The organism is Mucilaginibacter antarcticus, assembly GCF_042686155.1.
GTDB classification, from domain to species: Bacteria; Bacteroidota; Bacteroidia; order Sphingobacteriales; family Sphingobacteriaceae; genus Mucilaginibacter; species Mucilaginibacter antarcticus.
The window spans coordinates 1-22,843 of the sequence record NZ_JBHUON010000036.1 but is presented as its reverse complement, the minus strand read 5'-3'; the positions used below and the strand labels follow the sequence as shown (position 1 = coordinate 22,843).

At 41.5% G+C, this 22,843-nt stretch carries 26 protein-coding genes; 10 read left to right on the top strand and 16 right to left on the bottom strand.

Annotated features, from left to right (window positions below; translation table 11 throughout):
* Positions 1-133 precede the first annotated feature (133 nt).
* Together ACFSYC_RS19065 and ACFSYC_RS19060 are read right to left on the bottom strand one after the other, a co-directional pair.
* Positions 134-1,234: a S1C family serine protease gene (locus ACFSYC_RS19065; RefSeq protein ID WP_377130453.1), complete on the bottom strand. Its 1,101-nt coding sequence runs from the start codon at positions 1,232-1,234 to the stop codon at positions 134-136.
* Positions 1,235-1,248: 14 nt separating this feature from the next.
* A complete protein-coding gene (locus ACFSYC_RS19060; RefSeq protein WP_377130452.1) occupies positions 1,249-1,821 on the bottom strand; it encodes an RNA polymerase sigma factor in 573 nt (190 codons plus the stop codon).
* A 230-nt stretch (positions 1,822-2,051) separates the two neighbouring features.
* On the opposite strand from ACFSYC_RS19060, the gene ACFSYC_RS19055 reads away from it, so the two are divergent.
* Together ACFSYC_RS19055 and ACFSYC_RS19050 are read left to right on the top strand one after the other, a co-directional pair.
* Complete coding sequence (locus tag ACFSYC_RS19055; protein WP_377130451.1) at positions 2,052-2,294, top strand: hypothetical protein; 243 nt, start codon at positions 2,052-2,054, stop codon at positions 2,292-2,294.
* A 269-nt stretch (positions 2,295-2,563) separates the two neighbouring features.
* Positions 2,564-2,743, top strand: coding sequence for a hypothetical protein (locus tag ACFSYC_RS19050; RefSeq protein WP_377130450.1), 180 nt, complete (start codon positions 2,564-2,566; stop codon positions 2,741-2,743).
* 77 nt (positions 2,744-2,820) lie between these two features.
* On the opposite strand, the gene ACFSYC_RS19045 is transcribed toward ACFSYC_RS19050, so the two are convergent.
* Both ACFSYC_RS19045 and ACFSYC_RS19040 read right to left on the bottom strand, forming a co-directional pair.
* Complete coding sequence (locus tag ACFSYC_RS19045; protein ID WP_377130449.1) at positions 2,821-3,276, bottom strand: PA2169 family four-helix-bundle protein; 456 nt, start codon at positions 3,274-3,276, stop codon at positions 2,821-2,823.
* Between the two features lie 89 nt (positions 3,277-3,365).
* Positions 3,366-3,533: a phosphatidate cytidylyltransferase gene (locus ACFSYC_RS19040; RefSeq protein ID WP_377130448.1), complete on the bottom strand. Its 168-nt coding sequence runs from the start codon at positions 3,531-3,533 to the stop codon at positions 3,366-3,368.
* 179 nt (positions 3,534-3,712) lie between these two features.
* On the opposite strand from ACFSYC_RS19040, the gene ACFSYC_RS19035 reads away from it, so the two are divergent.
* A complete protein-coding gene (locus ACFSYC_RS19035; RefSeq protein WP_377130447.1) occupies positions 3,713-5,221 on the top strand; it encodes an ATP-binding cassette domain-containing protein in 1,509 nt (502 codons plus the stop codon).
* Positions 5,222-5,314: 93 nt separating this feature from the next.
* A complete protein-coding gene (locus ACFSYC_RS19030; RefSeq protein WP_377130446.1) occupies positions 5,315-6,439 on the top strand; it encodes a CofH family radical SAM protein in 1,125 nt (374 codons plus the stop codon).
* A gap of 63 nt (positions 6,440-6,502) precedes the next feature.
* Here the strand turns inward: ACFSYC_RS19030 and ACFSYC_RS19025 are convergent, their stop codons facing one another.
* A complete protein-coding gene (locus ACFSYC_RS19025; RefSeq protein WP_377130445.1) occupies positions 6,503-7,375 on the bottom strand; it encodes a ferritin-like domain-containing protein in 873 nt (290 codons plus the stop codon).
* Between the two features lie 12 nt (positions 7,376-7,387).
* Entirely contained in the window at positions 7,388-8,110 is a 723-nt protein-coding gene (locus tag ACFSYC_RS19020) for a ferritin-like domain-containing protein (RefSeq protein ID WP_377130444.1), read from the bottom strand.
* A 360-nt stretch (positions 8,111-8,470) separates the two neighbouring features.
* Here ACFSYC_RS19020 and scpB point away from each other — a divergent pair, with 360 nt between their 5' ends.
* The 3 genes from scpB (at position 8,471) to ACFSYC_RS19005 (ending at position 10,524) form a co-directional block, all read left to right on the top strand.
* Entirely contained in the window at positions 8,471-9,031 is a 561-nt protein-coding gene (gene scpB / locus ACFSYC_RS19015; RefSeq protein WP_377130443.1) for an SMC-Scp complex subunit ScpB, read from the top strand.
* 122 nt (positions 9,032-9,153) lie between these two features.
* Positions 9,154-9,339 (top strand): hypothetical protein, encoded by a 186-nt coding sequence (locus ACFSYC_RS19010; protein WP_377130442.1) that lies wholly within the window; start codon positions 9,154-9,156, stop codon positions 9,337-9,339.
* 66 nt (positions 9,340-9,405) lie between these two features.
* Positions 9,406-10,524, top strand: a complete 1,119-nt coding sequence (locus ACFSYC_RS19005; protein WP_377130441.1) for a GNAT family N-acetyltransferase — start codon at positions 9,406-9,408, stop codon at positions 10,522-10,524.
* 90 nt (positions 10,525-10,614) lie between these two features.
* Here the strand turns inward: ACFSYC_RS19005 and ACFSYC_RS19000 are convergent, their stop codons facing one another.
* The 10 genes from ACFSYC_RS19000 to ACFSYC_RS18955 form a co-directional block, all read right to left on the bottom strand.
* Positions 10,615-10,956 (bottom strand): helix-turn-helix domain-containing protein, encoded by a 342-nt coding sequence (locus ACFSYC_RS19000; RefSeq protein ID WP_377130440.1) that lies wholly within the window; start codon positions 10,954-10,956, stop codon positions 10,615-10,617.
* A 77-nt stretch (positions 10,957-11,033) separates the two neighbouring features.
* The gene (locus ACFSYC_RS18995; RefSeq protein ID WP_377130439.1) at positions 11,034-12,389 is read right to left on the bottom strand and encodes a UDP-N-acetylmuramate--L-alanine ligase; all 1,356 of its coding nucleotides are present in this window, start codon (positions 12,387-12,389) and stop codon (positions 11,034-11,036) included.
* Positions 12,390-12,493: 104 nt separating this feature from the next.
* Positions 12,494-13,333: a 50S ribosomal protein L11 methyltransferase gene (gene prmA, locus ACFSYC_RS18990; RefSeq protein WP_377130438.1), complete on the bottom strand. Its 840-nt coding sequence runs from the start codon at positions 13,331-13,333 to the stop codon at positions 12,494-12,496.
* Between the two features lie 2 nt (positions 13,334-13,335).
* Complete coding sequence (locus ACFSYC_RS18985) at positions 13,336-13,806, bottom strand: hypothetical protein (RefSeq protein WP_377130437.1); 471 nt, start codon at positions 13,804-13,806, stop codon at positions 13,336-13,338.
* 70 nt (positions 13,807-13,876) lie between these two features.
* On the bottom strand, positions 13,877-14,641 hold the full coding sequence (gene tpiA / locus ACFSYC_RS18980) for a triose-phosphate isomerase (RefSeq protein WP_377130436.1): 765 nt from the start codon (positions 14,639-14,641) through the stop codon (positions 13,877-13,879).
* A 94-nt stretch (positions 14,642-14,735) separates the two neighbouring features.
* Positions 14,736-15,899 (bottom strand): GlmU family protein, encoded by a 1,164-nt coding sequence (locus ACFSYC_RS18975; RefSeq protein ID WP_377130435.1) that lies wholly within the window; start codon positions 15,897-15,899, stop codon positions 14,736-14,738.
* A gap of 69 nt (positions 15,900-15,968) precedes the next feature.
* Positions 15,969-16,217 carry a type B 50S ribosomal protein L31 gene (locus ACFSYC_RS18970; RefSeq protein ID WP_377130434.1) on the bottom strand — a complete coding sequence of 83 codons (249 nt, stop codon included), beginning with the start codon at positions 16,215-16,217 and terminating at the stop codon, positions 15,969-15,971.
* 96 nt (positions 16,218-16,313) lie between these two features.
* Positions 16,314-18,083, bottom strand: coding sequence for a gliding motility-associated C-terminal domain-containing protein (locus tag ACFSYC_RS18965; RefSeq protein ID WP_377130433.1), 1,770 nt, complete (start codon positions 18,081-18,083; stop codon positions 16,314-16,316).
* 91 nt (positions 18,084-18,174) lie between these two features.
* The gene (mce, locus tag ACFSYC_RS18960; RefSeq protein ID WP_377130432.1) at positions 18,175-18,573 is read right to left on the bottom strand and encodes a methylmalonyl-CoA epimerase; all 399 of its coding nucleotides are present in this window, start codon (positions 18,571-18,573) and stop codon (positions 18,175-18,177) included.
* A 249-nt stretch (positions 18,574-18,822) separates the two neighbouring features.
* Positions 18,823-20,301, bottom strand: a complete 1,479-nt coding sequence (locus ACFSYC_RS18955; protein WP_377130431.1) for a TonB-dependent receptor — start codon at positions 20,299-20,301, stop codon at positions 18,823-18,825.
* A gap of 259 nt (positions 20,302-20,560) precedes the next feature.
* Between ACFSYC_RS18955 and ACFSYC_RS18950 the strand changes: the two genes are divergently transcribed.
* From ACFSYC_RS18950 to ACFSYC_RS18940, 3 genes are all read left to right on the top strand, one after another.
* On the top strand, positions 20,561-21,772 hold the full coding sequence (locus tag ACFSYC_RS18950; protein WP_377130430.1) for an IscS subfamily cysteine desulfurase: 1,212 nt from the start codon (positions 20,561-20,563) through the stop codon (positions 21,770-21,772).
* Positions 21,773-21,886: 114 nt separating this feature from the next.
* The gene (iscU, locus tag ACFSYC_RS18945; protein WP_377130429.1) at positions 21,887-22,300 is read left to right on the top strand and encodes a Fe-S cluster assembly scaffold IscU; all 414 of its coding nucleotides are present in this window, start codon (positions 21,887-21,889) and stop codon (positions 22,298-22,300) included.
* A gap of 83 nt (positions 22,301-22,383) precedes the next feature.
* Complete coding sequence (locus tag ACFSYC_RS18940; protein WP_377130428.1) at positions 22,384-22,710, top strand: HesB/IscA family protein; 327 nt, start codon at positions 22,384-22,386, stop codon at positions 22,708-22,710.
* The last annotated feature ends 133 nt before the right edge of the window (positions 22,711-22,843 follow it).

Genomic DNA, 22,843 nt, shown 5'->3' with positions numbered 1-22,843 from the left:
ACCTCGCTATAGCCCTGATCGTTGTGCAATGCGGCGGAGACCCGGGTTTGTTTTTCAAAACATAAAAATGGTCGGAATTTCTTCCGACCATTCGTGCTTTACAGCGCCTTTTTTATTATAAGATATTGTCAAATTATAACACCTTTACCATAAACACAAAGTTTTTGGCTTTATTTAGCTTTTGAGCATCGGTTAAACCGGTCAGCATATTCTTTTTGGGTAAAGTAATTTTGTTTTTTAGCGAGTCGCTTGGGATGTTTTTGATAGCATCCATCACGTACTTAGCCTTAATTGCGAAGTGCTGGCCTTCAAATTGAGCTTCTTTAGAGTCGGTTATACCTATAATATTACCTTGTTTATCCCAAAGCGGACCACCACTGTTACCAGGGTTGATAGGCATGGTAATTTTATAGTGTAGAGAATCGCCGTTTTGGCCGTAAAGTGAGGATAGTGAACCTGGCGCATAAGCAGGGAAACCATCAGGGTAACCATAGGTTGAAATCTGATCGGCTACATTAGCTTCTAATCTCTTAAAAGTATATGGTATAGTACCCAATGTTTCGAAAGACTTATCGGTGATCTTCAATATTGCAATATCGTGCTGTGGCTCGGTGTATAAAACCTGCGCTTTAAAAGTAGCACCGTCGGCGTTTTGCACATAAACCGCATTAGCATCACGTACAACGTGGTAGTTGGTGGCAATTAAACCATCTTGGGTGATTGCAAAACCGGTAGCGCTGGCGCTGTATTTATCAACTATTGTAGTTTTGCCTTGCTCAGACTTAATAGCCTTAATTGAGCGGCTTAAGTTATTATTTGATTTATGGAGTTGATTAACCTCGTTTTTCAACTGCTCAATATTACGATTGTCGTTAGTAGTAAATTTACCGGTGACAGCCATAAAGGTTAACACGCCAAATATAGCTACAGATGCCGCAACAGAAATTTTTGAATGATGATTACGCCACATTTGAACAATCCGGTTAGGATGCATCATCAGGTTATCTGTTAATGTATGTACATCAATCTCATCATGGATAGCGTTTAAACGACTCTCCAGTTCCACGCGCTCGCCGTATTGTTTTAACAGGGTAACAAAAAGCTTATGTTCTACTACCTTCCCGTCAACTTCAGCATTTTCCTTCCGCAACGCTTCAAACTTTTTACGCTCATCGGCTTTCATTTCGCCGTTAAGGTAACGTTCAATGTTTTCTAAAAGCTGGTTCTCACTCATTTTTGTACTTCTTGTTAATTTTGCTGAAAAAACAATTTTTTCAGCCTTTGCAGGCACTTGTATTTTTGCGTTTTGGCGTTGTCTGCATTGGTATACCCAAAACGTTCGCAGATATCCTGCATTGATTTGTTGTGTATATAAAAGTCTTCCATGATGGTTTTGCAAGGTTCGCCTAATAACTTAAGCGCGCCCTCCATTTTGGTAAACTGTATATTCCGGTCGTTATGCAGGTCGGCGTCCTCCTCCTCTATGGGCAAAACTTCCTGAAAATCACGAATATCGCCTGCATAGCGGTTAAGCTGTGTCAACCTTTTTAACCAAAGCCTGCGGCATATAGCATATATGTAAGTTTTAAGCTTACTGCTTAGCTCGAAATCGCCGGCCTTAACCTTATTGTAAAGAACTATAATAGCCTCCTGGTATACATCCTTCGCATCGTCCTCGTTGCCATTGTTATTGATAATCAGTTGCAATATCATCGGAAAATATGCTGTATATAATTTCTTTAAAGCACTTTCCGAGTTGTTTAGTATCCCAAGAATAACCTCGCTGTCTGTTGGCGCTGTATCTTTTATTTGTTTACTCACTAGCTATATACATTACTTAATACCATTAAAATCAAATAGTAACCCATGGTGATAATAAAAATCTAAATTAATCAAATAACAGATACGGGTTTTATTAATTTATACCCGGTAACAAGCCGGGTAAATAACGTTTTCATTAGCAAGCACTTAAAAAAACAATTTTAAAGGTTCAATGTTGGAGCTTTAACACCACGTTAATAACAGATACTTTAAAATAACACCAAACAATCATGAAAAATGTATTAAGAAACGCCCTAGCGGTGGTAGCTTTATCAACTACGTTTGCTGCATGCAGCGGCGATGGTAAATCAGGAAACGATACTACGCATATAGACTCATCAACTATAACTACAATAACTGACACCCTGAAACCGGATACTAATAGTATGGTGCCGGACACTTTAAAGAAAGACACCACTATTACAACCACTAAAACACAAACCAAAACAAAAATTATTGAGGTTAAGCACTAACCCACGATACCTTTTTAATATATATATGAGGCAGGCCAACACAGGCTTGCCTTTTTATTTTATTTTTTTTGACTAACAGGGTTACCTTTCACAATTACGCGTATTAATCAGTACTGAAACAGACACGTAAAAAATTAATTTTGCATTGTTTATAGCTGATTATTAGTTTTTTATTAAAAGGTTGCAAATATTTTTACAAATAGTGGGTTACCTTTTCTGTTTTGTTGTATTAATGTAAAAACTATATAGTCACTTTTAAATTTTAAAACATGAAAAATTCATTCAAAATCGCTGCTTTAGCTCTAGTTGTTTCTTCTTTCGTAGCTTGTAAAGGTTCATCAACTGAAGGTACTGATACTACTAAAGTTGACACTACAATTGTTGATACTACTAAAGTTGATACTACTGTTGTTGATACAGTTATGGTTGACACAACTAAAAAAATGTAATTATTGCATTTTTCAACAAAAAAGCCTCCCGAAAATTCGGGAGGCTTTTTTGTTTCAGCTTAATTCGTCAAGCCTGATTATTCAGCCTTTGAGTCTCTTAAAGCTTTAATCTCGTCGTGTGATTGATCGATGATCAATTTCTGATCATTCAATATATCCCTCAGGTAAGCCGGTAACTGCTCTTCTTCTAAAGCCGACTGGTAGGCTTTTTTGATAGCATCCTCGCCAAACTCACATTCTTCTAGTATTGTACGTTCGCTATGACCAGTAAAGTCCGCTTTTACTTTAAGCCAGGTACGGTGTATAGTACCGCTAATACTGTTGCCAGTCTCGGCAGTTTCGCCCAATACCTGCACTTCTTGCGCTAATGTTGCCTTTAGCATTTGGCTTTCTACTATTTTATTATTAAAAACAGTTACCAAATCGGCATCGTCTTTAGCTTCCTCTGCGGCGTTTTGGAAACCTTTAATACGGTCGTTATTGATCTGAATTAAGTCGTTCAGTGTTTCGATGATTGCTTTGTTATTTTCCATTATTTCTAGATGTTTGTTATTACAGATGTATCTAAAAGCGGGCCAACTTTAACTAATCATAAAATTAATTTCAAATATGCAACTATTAATTAACTCCTGCCTCTAAATAACGATAAAATCCAAACTACAGCGCCAATAACAACAACGACGGCTAATATGCCCACAAAGGCTCCGGCTTTAAAAATACCGCCAATAACTTCACATCCGCTAAGCGATATGATTGCTAATACTAATAGGGAAAGGTTTAATTTTTTCATGGTTATATGTTTTATTATACCCCTACAATATTTGGGCCTATCTGTGTACGTATCAAAAATAGCTTAGCTAACAATTGTTAGCGCATCGGCCGTGTATAGCATTGCCTACACCACCATCAATTTTTTCAGAAAAATAGCTAATAGTTGGGCTAGTTAACACAGATGGTTACTTTTACGCCATGGCATCTACCCTGTTTACGGCACAAAACATCACCGTAAGGTTTTTGAATACTATGATATTCCAGAATCTCGACTTTACCATTAATAAAGGCGAAAATTGGGCACTGGTTGGCGAGAGTGGCTCAGGTAAAAGCGCCTTGCTGCAAACTATTGCCGGCAATTTAAACATCATCGGCGGCGAAGTTAACTATCACTTTTTTGACGATTACCTGCACCATAACCCCGGTAACCCGGAACATTTAACTTATCATAAATTGATAGCCATGGTTGAGGCCCGGCATCATTTTAAAAACCTTAGCAATACCGGTGATTTTTATTACCAGCAGCGTTATAATTCTATGGACAGCGAAGATGCCCTTACAGTTGAGCAATACCTCCATACCATAAAACCCACACCACAACCAAATCAATACTGGCATTTTGATAAAATCATAACCACACTTAAACTAGACAAGCTAAGCCATAAACAACTGATAAAATTATCAAACGGCGAAACCAAGCGTTTGCGGATTGCCGCGGCGCTTTTAAAAAATCCGGTTTTATTATTGATGGACAGTCCGCTTACGGGGCTTGATGTACAGACCCGTAAAGAGTTTAATGATATTATTAGCGAGATCAACGCATCGGGCATAACGATAATAATGGCAACTTCGCCCTATGAAATACCTGACGCAATAACAAAAGTAGCCGTATTAAAGCAAGGTGCTATCATCCATACAATTGCTAAAACCCAATTTAACGCTTCGGTGGTGATGCCCCAATTGGCAGATAGTGTTGACAAGGACGAACTACGATCGCTGCTTAATATCCATCCCTCTCCCGAAAGTTTTCAGCAAATCATTTGTATGCAGCAAGTGCATATCAAATATGGCGATAATGTTATACTTAATAATGTAGACTGGCAAGTTACCCAAGGCCAACGTTGGGCATTGCTGGGCCATAACGGTGCAGGTAAATCAACGCTGTTAAGTTTAATTACCGGCGATAACCCGCAGGCTTATGCTAACCATATTATTTTATTCGACAAACGCCGCGGCACCGGCGAAAGCATCTGGGATATTAAAAAGCGGATAGGCTTTGTATCGCCAGAGCTGCACCAGTATTTCCCTACGGATAACAGCTGCCTGCAAGTAATAGAGTCTGGTTATTATGATACCCTTGGACTGTTCAGACCCAGTAATAAAGACAGGGCAGCTATAGCATTACGCTGGATGAAAGCTTTAGAGATTGACCAGTATGCCCGTGTTTTATTAAGGAGTGTCCCGGCCAGCGCGCAACGACTGTGCCTGTTGGCCCGCGCCCTTGTAAAAAATCCTCCGCTACTCATTTTTGACGAACCCTGCCAGGGCATGGATGCGCATCAGCAACAACACTTTAAAACTTTAGTAGATACCATTTGCGAGTTGAGTGATGTAACACTTATTTATGTAACCCATTATCAGCATGAGATACCGGAAAGTGTAGACAAAGTTTTGAAGTTAGAGAAAGGTGTAGTAGTTGATGCTTGATTATAGCTAATCAATTTAGACCATCTGTCACCACAGCAACACCTTTCGCCTTTTACCTTTCGGCTTTAACTAACTGGTACGTATATTTGCAATATGAATACTGCCGATCTGTTACAGCGTGCTTCGCGGTTTGAAGTTTTGAGTATTGAGGAAGGTGTTTACCTATACCACAATGCCCCTACTGCCGACTTAATGTACGTAGCCAACCAACTACGTAAAAAACAAGTACCGCACGGTAAAGTAACCTGGCAAATTGACCGTAACGTTAATACCACTAACGTTTGTATAGCCAATTGCAAGTTCTGTAATTTCTTTCGTCGCCCCGGGCACGAGGACAGTTACATTACCGACATTGAAACATATAAACAAAAAATTGAGGAAACCTTCCGTTTCGGCGGCGACCAGTTATTACTGCAAGGCGGTCATCACCCTGATTTGGGTCTGCAGTTTTATGTAGATCTGTTTAAACAATTAAAAGGACTTTATCCTGCGCTTAAGCTGCACTCGTTAGGTCCGCCGGAGATAGCTCACGTTGCCAAGCTGGAAAACATGAGCCATATTGATGTACTGAGGGCTATGAAAGAAGCCGGCCTTGACTCATTACCGGGTGCGGGTGCCGAGATCTTGAATGATCGTGTCCGTCGCCTGATATCAAAAGGTAAGTGCGGTGGTAAAGAGTGGCTGGATGTTATGCGTGCGGCACATCAACTTAACCTGCCAACGTCTGCAACCATGATGTTTGGCCATGTAGAAACTATAGAAGAACGTTTTGAGCACCTGGTTTGGATCCGCGAAGTACAATCTGAAAAGCCTGAAGGCCATTATGGCTTTACCGCCTTTATCCCATGGCCTTTCCAGGATGATGGTACGTTATTACGCAAAGTGCGTGGCATCACCAACAATATAACCGGCGACGAATATATTCGTATGATAGCTTTAAGCCGTATTATGTTGCCAAACGTAAAAAACATACAGGCATCATGGTTAACGGTAGGTAAGCAGGTAGCTCAACTATGCTTAAATGCCGGGGCTAATGATTTTGGCTCTATCATGATAGAAGAAAACGTGGTATCTGCAGCGGGCGCACCGCATCGCTTTACCGCCCAGGGCATACAAGACTCCATCATAGCTGCCGGATTTGAGCCACAGCTACGTAACCAAAAATACGAGTGGCGAGAGTTGCCTGCCCAATTAGAAGAGCAGGTAATAACCTACTAAAAAGCAAAACGCCCCGACAATATTGCCGGGGCGTTTTTAATAAACGGGTATTTAGATATCAATTTACTTTACACCGAAAATCTTAACCAGGTTTACTACCTCGGTCATGCTCAAAGCTTCGTCGAATGCTTCGGTAGCAATACGGGTTGAAGTACTACCACTTACGGCTGATAATGTAGTAATGTCAACACCACCTTGTATAACATTGTCCTCGCCTTTGTAGTTATCGTTTACCGCAGTTATGCCAGTATCGTTAGCACCGCTTATCCATGGTTTGGTAGTACTTGCACCTCTTTTACGACGCAACTCTCTAACAGCTGCCGCGTGACGGGCTTCAACCGAGTGAATGTTCAATGCAGCAGTTAATACTACCTGGTTACCTAAAAGGTTACCGGCCTGGCCTTTATAAGCACGTACGCCTGTATCTTCAAAAGCCTGGGCAACGGCTAGATAAGTATCAACACTGGTTAAAACTGTAGTAAAAGGGCCTGTGCCTGTAACTGTATTGGTAGTTGTATTATAACCGCCGGTAAAGTCATAAGCACCATTGGTACCTTGCGTAGTTTGAGCTACGGCATTTGCGCCCAGCACGCTTTTTAGAAAAGCAACGTGCGCATTTTCATGTCCTTGGATAGATACCAAATAAGCTTTTTCTGTTGACGAGAAAGCTAAGGTTGACGCTACGCCTGCGTTGTAAAATGCTGCTTCTAGATACTCTAACTTTAAAGCGTAGTTTAAAACGTCATTTACAGATGGTGTAGCTGTTTGTCCGTATGCTTTTTTAAATAAAGTACTAAAGGCAAATGGTAAAGCGGCCACGGCTACCTTTGAACCAAAGCTTGTTATATTTTTAATAGCGGCACGACGCGGATTGATTCTATCTTCAAATTCCGGATCTGCTTTGCTTATTTCTTCTATTATTCCTAGTAAATTCATGACTGTTTGTTTTTAAGATACTGTGTAACCATAGCTAGCTGCATTCACTTTTGTTGTCAGGTAGGTATTTGCTATAGCCAAAACCTGAGGTATAGTTTGTTGTTTATCCATACCGTTTGCGTCTAGTATTGAGCTATCGGCAAAACTACCTATAGAAACCAAATTGCGTATGTAAGCAGCATGACGTGCTTCTACAGAAACTATCTTACCAGCCAAAAGCAAATAAGTTGGGTTTTTAATTAAATAACCTGCGCCATTATAAGCAGTAACACCGGTATCTTCAAACGCCTTGGCGGCAGCTAATACCTGAGTTTTGTTTGAAAAATCAATAGCGCTAAAGTTTGGCGTTAAAGCCTGGATAGCGTTAGGACCTAATGCTGCTTTAAAAAACTCGCGGTGCCCAACCTCATGGTCGCGGATGTCTGTTAACAACGCAATTTCCTCGGAAGTTGCACCGGTATACATTTTTGATATTACATTGATGTAGAAAGCTGCTTCTAATTGCTCAAGTGCGTAGGCATAGTTTAAAATGGCAAGGTCGCCTGTGGCGCCGATGTCAATTTTACCACTGTTATTGCCCATGTTTGGATCAAAGCCTTTGTAGTCATCAAACTTTTTTTGGCAAGACGCTGCAGAGAGTACGCCCACGGCGGCCACACCTGCTCCTGCATAACGTAAAAAAGACCTCCGGGCCATATTCACGCTTTCACTTTCGTGTTGTGTTTCTGTTTTCATAAAGTAAATTGATTGGTTGTTTTATTTTATTTGTATGTTGTTAGTTGTATGGAAGCATTTGCAGGCCGCCGTTCTTTTTAACCTACGTAGCAGGGCGGGGATAGTTTTCATTTTGTTAATAGATTATCATTCCTGATAGGAATTATTGATATTTTATTAAAATTTTAGGCGTTTATTAAAATTTTGGTAATGTGATAACTACCATTATAAAGCAATAAGCGTACCATAATTTAGATTTGATGCCGTATTTGATAGCAATAGCACTTAATCTGTGTGAGCACAATAGGTTTTAAGTATAATTAGGTAATTACTTTTAAATAAACTTGTTACATCTGTGGGGAATGTTACTTTTATCGCATAATGAATAATACAGAATTGTATATAGAAGCTCTGGTTTTTGCTTCAGAACAAAGTATCCGTGTAGAGGAGATCTTGTACTGCCTGCAGGCTGCTTTTGAGCGCGATTTTTCTACTGAGGAAGTTGATGTAGCTTTAGCGGGCATCAAACAGAAATATCAGCCCGATGAGTTTGCAATTGAGTTGGTACAATTAAATAATGGCTACCAGTTTTTAACCAAAAAAGTATATCACCCGGTAATTAGTATGCTGCAGCTGCAGCGATCAAAAAAGAAGCTTAGCCAAGCGGCTTTAGAGACCCTGTCTATTATTGCCTACAAACAACCGGTTACTAAAACGGATGTGGAGCAAATACGCGGCGTAAACTGCGACTACTCTGTACAAAAACTGCTGGAAAAAGAGTTAATTATCATTATGGGCAAGTCCGACGGCCTTGGTAAACCTATTTTGTATGGCACCAGCCCGCTCTTTATGGATTATTTTGGCATAAATGACATTAAAGAATTACCTCATATTAAAGAACTTAATGATGCAGAAACAGCAATAGGTGAGCAGATGGAATAAATTTTAAATGTTTTTTCTTTAAAAATGATTTTTAGCTATTTTTACTAAAGATAACCAACCCTAAGTACACAAAATTAAACTAGTTTAAGCTAACCAATTTCAATCACAAATACATTCACCGCATGGGAGCTCCAAAAAAAATTGCAGACAAAAACATTCCGAAAAACACGGAAGCAGATGACGATGATGACGATTTGGAAACAATGCCAAAAAAGAAGGTCGTGGATGAAGATGAAGATTTTGACGGCCCGTTAGACGACCTTGGCTTTGACGAGTTTGGCGAGGATGACGACGACGAAGATTTTTAACTTTTATAAAGTATAATTATTAAAGCACCCGAAACTTTTTGGGTGCTTTTTTTATTTCAAACGTTGATGACGATAACAGAAGTTACAGACAAGGCTACCGAAAAGGCATTTTTAGATACAGCCCGCAGGCTTTATGAAAACGACCAAAAATGGGTTTGCCCGCTGGATAATGATATTAGTGCGGTTTTTGATGCGCAGAAAAACAACTTTCACCAATTTGGCAAATGCACCCGTTGGATCTTGAAGGACAATTCGGGGCAGCTAATCGGCCGTATTGCCGCGTTCATCAACAACAAAAAAGCATTTAACTACGAGCAAACTACCGGTGGAGTTGGTTTTTTTGAGTGCATTGATGATCAAAACGCTGCCAACCTATTATTTGACACCGCTAAAAGCTGGCTTACAGAAAACGGTATGCAAGCTATGGACGGCCCAATAAACTTTGGCGAGAACGATACCTATTGGGGCTTATTGATTGAGGGTTTCACGCCGCCGTCGTACGGAATGAATTACAACCCGGCTTATTATAAGGCGCTGTTTGAAAACTATGGTTTTGCTACCATGTATGAGCAGATCACTAATCATGTAGAGGTGAATAAACCCTTCCCGGAACGGTTTGAGAAAATTGCTAATTGGGTAGCACAGAAGCCGGGCTATGAGTTTAAGCATTTTAAGGTTTCTGAAATAGAAAAATTTGCTGCCGACTTTATAGAGATCTATAACGATGGCTGGAAAGACTTTGACAACTTTGCACCTATAAATTACGAGACAATACTTGAAAGTTTTGGCAAAATGAAAGCCATAATGGACGAAAAACTGATATGGTTTGCCTATGTAAATGGCGAACCTGCATCATTTAACATTGTACTACCCGATGCTAACGAGATGCTTAAACCACTAAAAGGAAAGCTTGACACGATAGGCAAACTGATATTTTTATACCGCAGATGGAAAGGCGTTAAACGTATGCGCGCCATTGTGATGGGCACCAAGCAAAAGTTTCAAAACCATGGCCTGGAGTCGGCTTTGTTTACTAAGCTAAAATATTATGTTTTGCCTTTAAAACGTTATGATATAATGGAACTATCTTGGGTAGGCGATTTTAACGACAAGATGATGTCGCTGCATAAATCAATGGGGGCCACGTTCGGAAACAAGCATGCCACTATGCGTAAGATATTTTAAACCATAGCGACAGCAAAAAACATAAAGCGAAAAAGGCTTAATACAACATTCTAATTGTTGCATTAAGCCTTTTATTAACTGTAAACAGCGCTAAGCCGTAACTTTGCTGTGTCTTAACTCTTCAAAAAGCTCAATAACTTTCTTTTGCAGTTCAATGATCTCAACCTCCCGGTCAGTCAGTTTTTTGTTAACCACATCCAGCTCGTTAACAAATTTTTGCTCTTGCTCCAAATCGTTAAACGTAAGCAATTGCACTACCGACATTTCAAACAAGTTTGAAATTTGCTCCAGGCGTGATAAGTTAATATCCGTAATACCTGTTTCGATTTTAGAAAAAGCAGGTATAGAAATATCTAACCTTTTGGCTACATCTTCCTGACTCCAACTTTTTTGATGGCGTAACAGTCTGATTTTTTTTCCTAATGACTTCATTTTTAAGGTTTCTTGTATAGGGTAAGGGTTTCTCAATAGTTAATAAAGTTAATATTATTTTTTATTTAAAACTATTATTACAATATTTTATTTTTAAGCTCCACTAAATCAATCCCTCCAAAGTTCCCGGAGCTCATCATTAACAAATTAGCGTTGGCTAATTTCAGGCTTTGTAATTGCGCCAATAAGGCGTTGGGGTCATCAAAAAAAGTAAGATCATTTTTAGCAAAAGCTTCTTTTACCACCTCTGCCGGGTAGGCTTCCATCTTTTTTTGCTCAAACGTTTTCTTATCAATAAACACAATGGCCTCATCGGCTTTGTCCATGGTGTGGGCATATTGCTCCAGAAAATCTTTATTTAAACTACTAAAAGTGTGTAACTCAATGCAGGCAATCAATTTCCTGTCCGGAAACTGGGCCTTTACCGCTTGCATAGTAGCCGCTAACTTCGACGGCGAATGCGCGAAATCTTTAAACACGGTCGCAGTGTCGCTTTTGCCAACCAGCTCTAATCTGCGGGCCGCTCCCTTAAACGTGGTAATGTGTTTGTAAAAATCTTCGTTGCTGATGCCCAGGCCCTGGCAGACGAGCTTAGCAGCCTCGATGTTGAGCAAATTATGGTCGCCAAATACTTCAAGCGGGTATTGCTCACCATTATGCAAAACAGTAGTTACGCCGTTATTAATTTTATACGCTGGTAAAGTGTAAGGTTGTTTTTTAACGGCAGAGCTATCCTCGGCAACAACTTCTTCTAAAACAGCGTCAGTTTGGCTATAAATAAGCGTACCGCCGGGCTGAATGGTTTCAATAAAGATCTTAAACTGATCTGTATAATTCTTAAAGGTAGGAAACACATTGATATGATCCCAGGCTATACCGCTGATGACGCCTATGTTAGCTTTGTATAAGTGAAATTTTGGCCTGCGGTCAATCGGCGAAGCCAAATACTCATCGCCTTCTATTACCATAATGGGCGCTTCTGCTGTGAGCTTTACCATGGTATCAAAACCAGCCAACTGCGCGCCCACCAGGTAGTCAAAATCTTTACCGGCTTGCTGCAGGGCATGTAATATCATTGATGTGATGGTGGTTTTGCCATGACTCCCCCCTATTACTACCCGCAATTTATCTTTTGATTGCTCATAAACATACTCGGGGTACGAGTATACCTTTATGCCCAGCTCTTGCGCTTTTAACAGTTCGGGGTTATCAATGCGGGCGTGCATACCCAGGATAATAGCATCCAGATTAGTGCTGATTTTTTCAGGGAACCAACCGTTCCCGGCAGGCAGTATGCCATGCTTAGCCAACCGCGATGCTGATGGCTCAAAAACCACATCGTCTGATCCTGTTACTTCGAAACCTTTTTTGTGCAGTGCAATGGCCAGGTTGTGCATTGCGGCACCGCCTATCGCTATAAAATGTACCCTCATGTGTTAGATGCTTTTGTGGTGCAAATAAACGTAAAAAGGGTTGGGTTGGCAAGGGATATCAGCCAACGCTCTTACAATAACGCATTGAGATGGGTTCAATAAATTTACGCTTTCACAAACTTAGCAGCCACCCACTCTTTATCTTTTTTGTGCGATACGTAGCTCATACCGTATTTAGCAGCCTCAACTTTGATAATATCCAGGTCCGGCGACTCATAAAATCCGCTGAAATAAATCTCGCCGCCTGGCTTTAAAGCTTCGGCATAGCGCGCCATTTGGTCTAGCAGGATGTTACGGTTAATGTTGGCCAATATGGTATCGTACTGTTCGGCAGGGATAGCTTCTTTAGAACCACATAGGGCCGTGATATTATCGACATGATTAAGCTGCGCGTTCTCGATTGTACTATCAAAGCATACCGGATCATAATCAATGGCAACTACACTCTTTGCCTTTAATTTAGCCGCCATAATAGCTAATATGCCCGTACCGCAACCCATATCTAATACCGTTTTACCGGCAAAGTCGTTATCCAACATCATGTGCAGCATCATGGCGGTAGTTTGGTGGTGCCCGGTACCAAAAGCCATTTTAGGGTCAATCACGATCTCGTACTTATACTCGGGCTTTGGCTGGTGAAAGGTAGCGCGTACAAACACTAAATCGCCGATTGAGATAGGCTCAAAATTACTTTCCCATACCTCGTTCCAGTTTTTTTGCGGGATGAGTTTTATATCATGCCTAAATACAAACATATCCTGGTACGGCGCCAGCGATTCTGTGATCGATGTCTCTTTAAAATCAGTCTCGGGGATGTATGCTTTAAAACCGGTTTCTATCTCTTCAAAAGTATCAAAGCCAATCTCGCCCAGGGCGTTAATCAGCAGGTCTTTTTGATAATCCTCGGCGTTATCTATAGTAAAGGTAAGTTCGTAGTAATTCATAATTAAATTTCAGGTTCGGTAACCGGCTTATTTGCATTAAAGGCTTTAACATCTAAAAGGTAGAGCGTTAAAAAATTCACTATCCAATAAAACGCCTGTACGCCGGTCATAAACAGGCCGATTTTAATAAAGCTGCTTTGCGGAGTAGCGGGATCCCAAATAATATAAGCCAGGCCAAAAGCAGTCAGCAAGCATATTAACAGCATGATCAAAAAAATGGGGATAGCCGCCTTATGATTACCTAAGATCTTTTTCCACAACGGCATCATTATCAGCCACTGCGTAATTAAAGCAATGGCAATTTGCCCCGGGGCGAAGAGCTTGTAGTACGCTATAAGCCCCTCTGTGGTGTACTCGCCAAGGTCCTGCATTCCGTTTACGCTACGGAAAGAAGGCGTGTATTTTACAAATAATGCAAACGCAAAAAATGCAAATAAAGGGGGCAGTATAATTTTAATCAAATATTTAAACATACTGCCCCCTTTTAATTATAGATATCACACCGTAAAAACCTCAAATCTCACGTCTAACATCTCAAATCTATTAATTGAATGCCTTTACAATATCCGTAAAATCTCTTGATTTTAATGACGCACCACCAATTAAACCACCGTCAATATCCGCGCAAGCAAATAGCTCGGCAGCATTTTTAGGGTTACAGCTACCGCCGTATAAAATGGTTGTAGCATCCGCTACCGACTGATCATATTTAGCAGCAATTTCTTTACGGATAAACGCGTGGATCTCCTGCGCCTGGTCTGACGATGCCGTTACACCGGTGCCAATGGCCCAAACAGGCTCATAAGCAATCACCAATTTGCTAAACGCGGCAGCATCTAAATGGCCAACGCCTTCAAGCAACTGGCTTTTAATAATATCAAAATGAACATTGGCCTCACGCTCCTGCAAGGTTTCGCCTATGCAGAATATTGGTTTAAGGTCATTAGCTAACACTACATCGGTTTTTTTAGCCAAAAGCGCATTATCCTCGCCGAAATACTGGCGACGTTCTGAGTGGCCTAAAATCACGTAAGCAGCACCTACAGATTTTACTTGTTTGGCCGAGATCTCGCCTGTGTAAGCGCCGCTTTCGGCCTGGTGAGCGTTTTGCGCGCCAACAGAAACTTTCGCAGAACCTTTTGCCAGCTGTACCAGGCTGTGCAGGTGTATAAATGGACTGCAAACTACCACTTCTTGTGTGCCGGTTGCTTCGTCTTTTACCATATTTACTACTTCGCTAAACAAGGCCAAACCTTCGTTATAGTCAAGGTTCATTTTCCAGTTTCCGGCTACAATTTTTTTTCTCATTTTTGTTTGATTATGTTTAGTTTATGGCCCATTCCTGATAGCCCATAGTTGTTATGATTCTTGTTGATTATATATGTAGATCAAGCACTATTAACTATTTAAATACCTGTCTAAAACCTTCCGTCTGTTCAAAAACAGCCTTCAGTATATCTTGTTCTAACTCGTCAAAATCTTTACCCCTGCGCTCAAACACCAGCTTTGCGGTTTCAAACATTTTTTTGACGGTGTAAACCTCAAAACCCTGTGCCCCGCCCCAGGCAAAATCAGGCACAAAATTACGCGGATAGCCGGCACCAAAAACGTTGGCACTAACCCCTACTACCGTGCCGGTGTTAAACATGGTGTTTATACCACATTTAGCATGGTCGGCCATAATTAAGCCGCAAAATTGCAAGCCCGTTTTACGGAAACGCTGCGTGGCATAATCCCACAATTTAACCTCCGAGTAGTTATTTTTCAGGTTTGAGTTGTTGCTATCGGCACCTATGTTACACCACTCGCCCATTACGGAGTTACCTAAGTAACCATCATGCCCTTTAGACGAATAGCCCCATATAACGGCATTACTGATCTCGCCACCAACGCGCGAATGTGGGCCGATAGTAGTGGCGCCATAAATCCTGGCCCCCATCTTAACCTGCGAATGGTCGCATAACGCGAACGCTCCGCGGATATGGCTGCCCTCCCATACCTCGGTATGTTTACCTAAATAAATAGGCCCACCAGTAGTATTGAACGTACAGCACGCTGCAACAGCGCCTTCTTCGGCAAAAAACTCAGTGCCTATAATGGTATTAGTATCGCTTATGGTAGCGCTGGTGCGGCCCTTAGTAATCAGCGTAAAATCGCGGCGCAGCTCAATATCGTTCTTGCTAAAAATATCTTCGGGATGTTTGAGGCTGTTAAAAAAAGGGCTGTAATCAACAATAGTTGTAAAGTCAGCCGCGGGATCGGCTTTGGCTGCAATTAAAAAGTCGCCTTGCTTTAAAGCTTCACCTGTCTTTAACTGGGTAATGGCCTCTGTCAATCCTTCATCGGGGCAAACAGAACCGTTGATATATAGATCATCAACACCTTTTTTAAGCGCAAACTTAGTTTGCAGGTGCGGTTGAGTCTGAAAAGAAAAGGTAGTATCTAAATGCCTGGCCCATTTTTCGGCAATGGTTAAAATACCAATGCGGAGATCGGCAACCGGGCGGGTATAGGTTAAGGGCAGAAGCGATAGGTGTGCGCTATCGTCAAAAAGAATAATTGCCATGGCGCAAAAATAAAAAAAGTCCCGACTGCAAAGCCGGGACTCGTAAATATTTTACTAACAAAACTAAAATTAGTTTTTGTTGTAACGGGTACGGAATTTATCAATACGACCGGCAGTATCAACCAGTTTCATTTTACCGGTATAAAAAGGGTGCGAGGTATGAGAAATCTCTAATTTGATCAGAGGATATTCGTTACCGTCTTCCCACTGTACAGTTTCGCGGGTCTCGATGCATGACTTAGTCATAAAAGAATAGTCGTTAGACATATCTTTAAATACAACTAATCTATAGTTTGATGGGTGCAGATCTTTTTTCATTGTTATAATCTTCTTATAAAAGAGGTGCAAATGTAGTAATTAAATTGAAAAGTAGAAAGTGTTTTGAAAAAATTTATCGGCAGTTAGATGATGCCATTATCTAATGATAGATAGATATCCCGAAAAAACTTTCTCCTCCTTAGTATCAATTAAATAATAATAGCTACCTACGGGTAAATTGGTGCTGCCCGACCGACCATTCCATGGTTGAGGATAGCCTTGCGAATAAAACACAACACTACCAAGGCGATTAAACACCTTTACCACAGCCTTGGGATATTGATTGAGATTTTCAATTACCCAGGTATCATTTATACCATCGCCATTAGGGGTAAAGGTATTAGGCAGTATTACGGCCAGCTTTTCAGTAGGCTCTACCACAATACTAAATGACATTATTGCCCCATTACAACCTGCAGTATTAACGGGCACAACATTTATAACCGCCGTTACAGGTTCGCCTGTAACATTTATTGCTTCAAAAGCGGCAATATCACCTATACCGCTTGCTGCCAAGCCAATTGATGGTGTACTGTTTGTCCACGTGTATCGGTCAGCAGTTCCCTTAAAAGTTATCGGGTTAACTAAAGCTTTAGCTTTAACTTGTTGATTGGCTACGGCATTTACAACCGGCGTGGCGTTAACAAACGAGGAGACTAGAAGGGTTTCATCAGGCGCATCAAGCGATGTGATAGTGACAGTGCCATTATTAGCGCCCAGCGCCGCATTATCTGCAGACCGGATATAGACAGTTGTACTTGCAAGCACGCCATTTAAACGTAATAACTTCACTTCTTTACGAAAACCGCGCTCTGTTGTTGTAGATACTTCAAAACCCGCTGGCGCGGTAACAATAACGTCATCTTTTAGGTGCCGGCCCGAGATGACAAATTGTTGCGGGTTGCCAGACGCTACTCCTAAACAACCAGTAATGTCGCCACTTATTGTACTAACAGTGAGCGCCGGGTCATTCTCGACTGTAATTGTAAAGTATATAGGCAAGCCCTCGCATGTTGAATTATTTACCGGTATTACGGTGATAGTGGCTACAACTGGCAAATCTGTATTGTTGGTGGCCGTAAAAGAACTTATTTGGGTACCTATCCCATCGGCTACTAAACCTATGCCGGGGGTGCTGTTTGTCCACCTGTATTTATCGGCCGTACCTAAAAAAGCTATGTCGCCCACCCTGTCTCCTGCCTTAAACTTAAGATTTGGTAAAGCATTTGCCTTTGGTGTGACGTCGGTAAAAGCCGAAACAGAGACATATTTTGTACTTGTTCCGGGTGAGGTAATTGCAATGTTGCCACTTATGATTGTATTAGATGGGATTCCTCTTACGTATACTGTGGTAACACCGAGAGTACCATTTACTGGCGTAAAATGTAAAACTGAACTAAACCCGCCATCTAAGGTTGTGCCAACTGCGAAACGGTTAGGTGCCGACACGGAAATGTCTCCTGTTAAATAAGTACCCGATATTTCAAACTGCTGTGCGGTTGACGAGGCTGAACCTGAACAGGCGAAGATATCACCTGATATGGGGCTGATAGTTAACGATGGTGCGGGATTAACGGTGATTGTAAATGTAATAGGGCTACAACTACCGGGCAGTGGTGTTGCTTTTATAGTGGCCGTAATTGGTGTCGAACCCGTATTGACAGCTGTAAATGCCGGGATATCGCCTATCCCACCAGACGGCAAGCCAACTGCAGGATTATCATTGGTCCAGGTATAACTACACCCACCTGGAAAATTTACAGCGTTGGTAACTGCACCGTTTCTAACTGTTTGATTAGTTTGTGCGACAAGGTTAACCGACAGGCAGAAATTAAATACAATAATTAGGGTCAGTATCTTATTCATGGACGGTAAAACGCCTGATAGTCAGACACACAAAGCAAAGCATTTTTCACTAATCCGTCAACGATATCGAAAAATCATTTAGACCATGTGTTTATACGCTCTGCACCAATTCCACCAAAACCCCACCCGCACTTTTAGGATGCACAAAGCAAACCAGTTTGTTATCCGCACCGGGTTTAGGTTCGTCGCTTAACAAAATGAAACCTTCGTTTTTTAGGCGGGCCATTTCGGCAAGGATATCCTCAACCTCAAAAGCGATGTGGTGGATGCCCTCCCCTTTTTTTTCGATAAATTTAGCAATGGGGCTATCGGCAGATGTCGCTTCCAGTAATTCGATTTTATTAGGGCCAGTTTGCAAAAAGGCTGTTTTAACACCCTCAGAATGCACCTCTTCTAACTTGTAAATAGTGGTATTTAACAGCTTTTCATATAGGCTTCCGCTGCTTTTTAGGTCGGCTACGGCTATGCCAATATGTTCTATTTTGTTCATTAACAAATATGGCGAATTAAATGACAAGCAAGTATAAGCGCGCGTAAATGCATTATTTTTGTTTCACAAAGCAAAAAAACACAGATTTACAAAAACCTAAAAATCAATGCTTTACGCAAAAATCTTGTTTCATTTTGTTTCACTAATTTTTCACAAACAACTCATTAACAATAACTTAATGCAAAATCTTGTTTCACTTGTTTCATCTGTGTCACACGCATGTGAAACAAACGCACCAAGCGTATAACATTACTCGGTCGCGGCGCTTTCTTTAGCGTCGCCTATTTGTTGTGGCGTATCCACCCGGCATGGGTAACCAAACAGGCAGCGGGCTTTAATCATGTCGGCAACCTCGGCCGGTACAAACTGCTCCCAGCCATCAGCGCCTTGTTTAATAAGCTGCAGTACAATGTCTGTCTGCACGTGCAGGTTGTTCTCGTTGTAGTTGCGGATATCCTCGATCTTATTGTTAGCTATCAGGTAGCGGTAAAGGTCAATCAAATGCGGAGGCGGGTAAAAGCGCAGGCAGTTCATAATCACTCCGTTACGCAGCGTAGGGTATATAAAAAGCTTCACCTTACGGCTAAACAGCGTCGCGAACGACTCCAGGATACCGCCCGGCAGGTCTTTGTAATGCTCTTCTGCAAATATGTACTCTAAGTTAGGATAACCTAAAACTACGCCCACTTTAAGGCTCGTTATCTTTGACAAGTAGGCAACCAGCTTGTAATACTCATGGAAGTTGGAGATCAACACCGTTTGCCCCATAGAGCATAGGATGTCTACGCGGTCAAGGAAGTCCTTCTCGTCAATCTCGGCAGTCGGGTCGGCATCCCGCTCTACCAATGATTGCAGGGTAAGCTCGTTAATTACCACTACGTTCTTTGTGTCAACATCCGGCTCTTGCATAAATTGCTTCACGCCGGTGTTTAGCATATCCATATGCACGTTAATGATGGGCCGGAAACGTCCGCGAATAACGACAGCATGTTTCTTATACAGCGCCTCAGACGGTTGCTCATTCTCGCCGTCGGGGCCAAACAAAGCAGCGTCAGTGAAACCGTACTTAACCAGGTGCAGGCTCATCAGGCGGTTGTCTACCTTCTCAAAGCTTGGCCCGTCAAACTGGATCATGTCAATCTGTATGCGGTCGCGGCTCAACTCATCCATCAATGACAATAAGAAAGCCGGGGGCACCTCATTATAATAAAAGCAGGCATACAACAAGTTAACACCCAGTACACCAACAGCTTGTTGCTGCAGGTTGCTGTCGTTATCCAACAGCTTAACGTGCAGTACCACATCGTTAAAAGGTCCGTTGGGCTCCAGTTGAAAACGCACGCCCATCCAGCCGTGCGCTTCGTTTGTCTTATGGTAGTTAAGGGTTGATACAGTATCAGAAAAAGCGAAGAAAGTAGTGTTGTCGCCACGCTGCTCAGCCAGGCGCTCAACCAGTAAGTTATACTCGTGGTTAAGCATAGCCATCAAACGCGACTCGCTTACATACCTTTTTACTTTGAGGGCGCCATAAATAGCGTCAGACACCGTCATGTCATAAGCCGACATGGTTTTGGCTATCGTGCCGGACGATGCTCCGGCTTTGAAAAAGTTGGCTGCTACGTCCTGACCGGCACCGATCTCGGCAAATGACCCGTAAATCTTAGGGTCGAGGTTAATGGCAAGTGCTTTTTGCTTGGTACCGATATCTTTATTATGACTGATGCTCATGAGGGTAGCTATTAATTTACTGTTGCCATTTTCATTAATAAAACGTTACAAAATTACGCTTTTTATACGCACAGTGGCTATCTATTTGTCAAAAAAGCAAAGAGGTAAAACCCGGATTTCAGAAGCCGCTATTAAGCTTAAGTAAATAAGAGGGATAAAGCTATACTCAAATTATTAGTTTAAGATGACCGTATTACATTATATTGGTTAGATTAAAATTAAAATGTTTGCATATCTTTGTGCTATTAATATATTAAATATGAATATCCCTATTTACCTTGATAATAACGCTACGACCCCTATGGATCCCCGGGTACTGGAAGCTATGATACCATACTTTACTGAAAAGTTTGGTAACGCGGCCAGCCGTAACCATCCATTTGGCTGGGTAGCCGAAGAAGGTGTTGATTACGCACGTGAGCAAGTAGCTAAATTAATTGGCGCAACAGAGAAAGAGATCATCTTTACATCAGGAGCAACAGAATCAGACAACCTTGCTATCAAAGGTGTGTTTGAAATGTATAAAGAAAAAGGGAACCACATTATCACCACGGTTACCGAGCACAAGGCTGTTTTAGATGCCTGCAAGCATGTTGAAAAACTAGGTGGCCGAGTTACTTACCTACCGGTAAAAGAAGATGGTTTACTTGATCTTGCTGTTTTAGAAGCAGCTATGACGCCAGAGACTATCCTGGTGTCTGTAATGTATGGTAACAACGAGATTGGTGTTATTCAACCGATAAAAGAAATATCAGCAATAGCACACAAGCACGGCGCTTTGTTTATGACAGACGCGGTACAGGCAGTTGGTAAAATACCAGTTGATGTTAACACTGATGGTATCGACCTGTTAGCTTTATCGGCACATAAGTTTTATGGCCCTAAAGGTGTAGGCGCTTTATACGTTCGCCGTAAAGGACCACGTGTAAAAGTTACCGCACAAATGGATGGTGGCGGCCACGAGCGCGGTATGCGTTCTGGGACACTGAATGTTCCGGGTATTGTGGGCCTGGGTAAAGCCTGCGAATTATGCCGTTTAGAGATGGATAGCGAAGCAATACGCTTATCAGCTTTACGCGATAAACTTCAAACCGCTTTAACCGTGTTGGAAGAAAGCTATGTAAACGGAAACGTTGACCATCGCTTGCCACATGTTGCAAACATCAGTTTTAAATATGTTGAAGGCGAAGGTTTGATGATGGCTATGAAAGATCTGGCTGTATCATCAGGATCTGCCTGTACATCAGCATCGTTAGAGCCATCATACGTTTTAAAAAGTTTAGGTCTGTCTGATGATTTGGCACATTCCTCGATACGTTTTGGTTTAGGCCGCTTTACTACCGAAGAGGAAGTTGATTACGCTGTTGAAGTAACCAAAACAGCGGTTACTAACCTACGTAACATGTCGCCACTTTGGGAGATGTTTAAAGAAGGCATTGACCTTGACTCTATTGAGTGGGCAGAACACTAACATAAGATAAATATTGGATGTCGAATTTGGATATCTGATTTAAAATATAATGAAGAGTTAGTGATTAAATAAATTTCACTCACTCGCTAATTCACCAATTAAAACATTAAGAAAATGGCATATTCAGATAAAGTAATTGATCATTACACTAACCCACGTAACGTTGGTACCTTAGACAAATCTAGTCATAAGGTAGGTACCGGCCTGGTTGGTGCGCCAGAGTGCGGCGACGTTATGCGTCTGCAAATTGAAGTTGGCGAAGACAACATCATCACTGATGCTAAATTTAAAACATTTGGCTGTGGCTCAGCTATCGCCTCATCGTCATTGGCTACAGAGTGGTTAAAAGGCAAGTCTATAGACGATGCAATGAGCATCGACAATATGGACATTGTTGAAGAGCTGGCCTTACCACCGGTAAAAATTCACTGTTCTGTATTGGCAGAGGATGCAATTAAAGCAGCCATTAATGATTTTCGTGTTAAAAACGGGATGGCGCCAATTGAATTGGAAAAATCACACCACTAATTAAGACGTGAGTATTGAGCTATGAGACGTGAGAATAATATTCTCTGTCTAACATCTCAGATCTAACATCTCAATCTAACAAAATGGTAACAGTAACTGACAAAGCAAAAAGCAAGGTAGAAGGTCTGATGCGCGACTCCGGACTTGACGCTTCCTATTTCCTACGCGTTTCTGTGCAGGGCGGCGGATGCTCTGGCCTGTCTTACAATCTTGACTTCGATAACGAAGAAAAGAAAGGCGACCAATTTTTTGAGGATAAAGGCGTACGCATGGCTTTGGATATGAAATCGTTTTTATATCTGGCCGGCACTGAACTTGATTTCTCTGACGGATTAAACGGCAAAGGCTTTAACTTTCATAACCCTAACGCCAGCCGTACTTGCGGTTGTGGCGAGAGTTTCTCTGTGTAGCAACAGCACATAAAATTAAACAGAAAAGGCGCTATGAGCCAGTCATGGTCGGAAGATTAATCTTCCGACTTTTTTGTTTTGAAGGATTTGGTTTTATTTGATATAGATATCTGAATATCAAATATTTATCTTG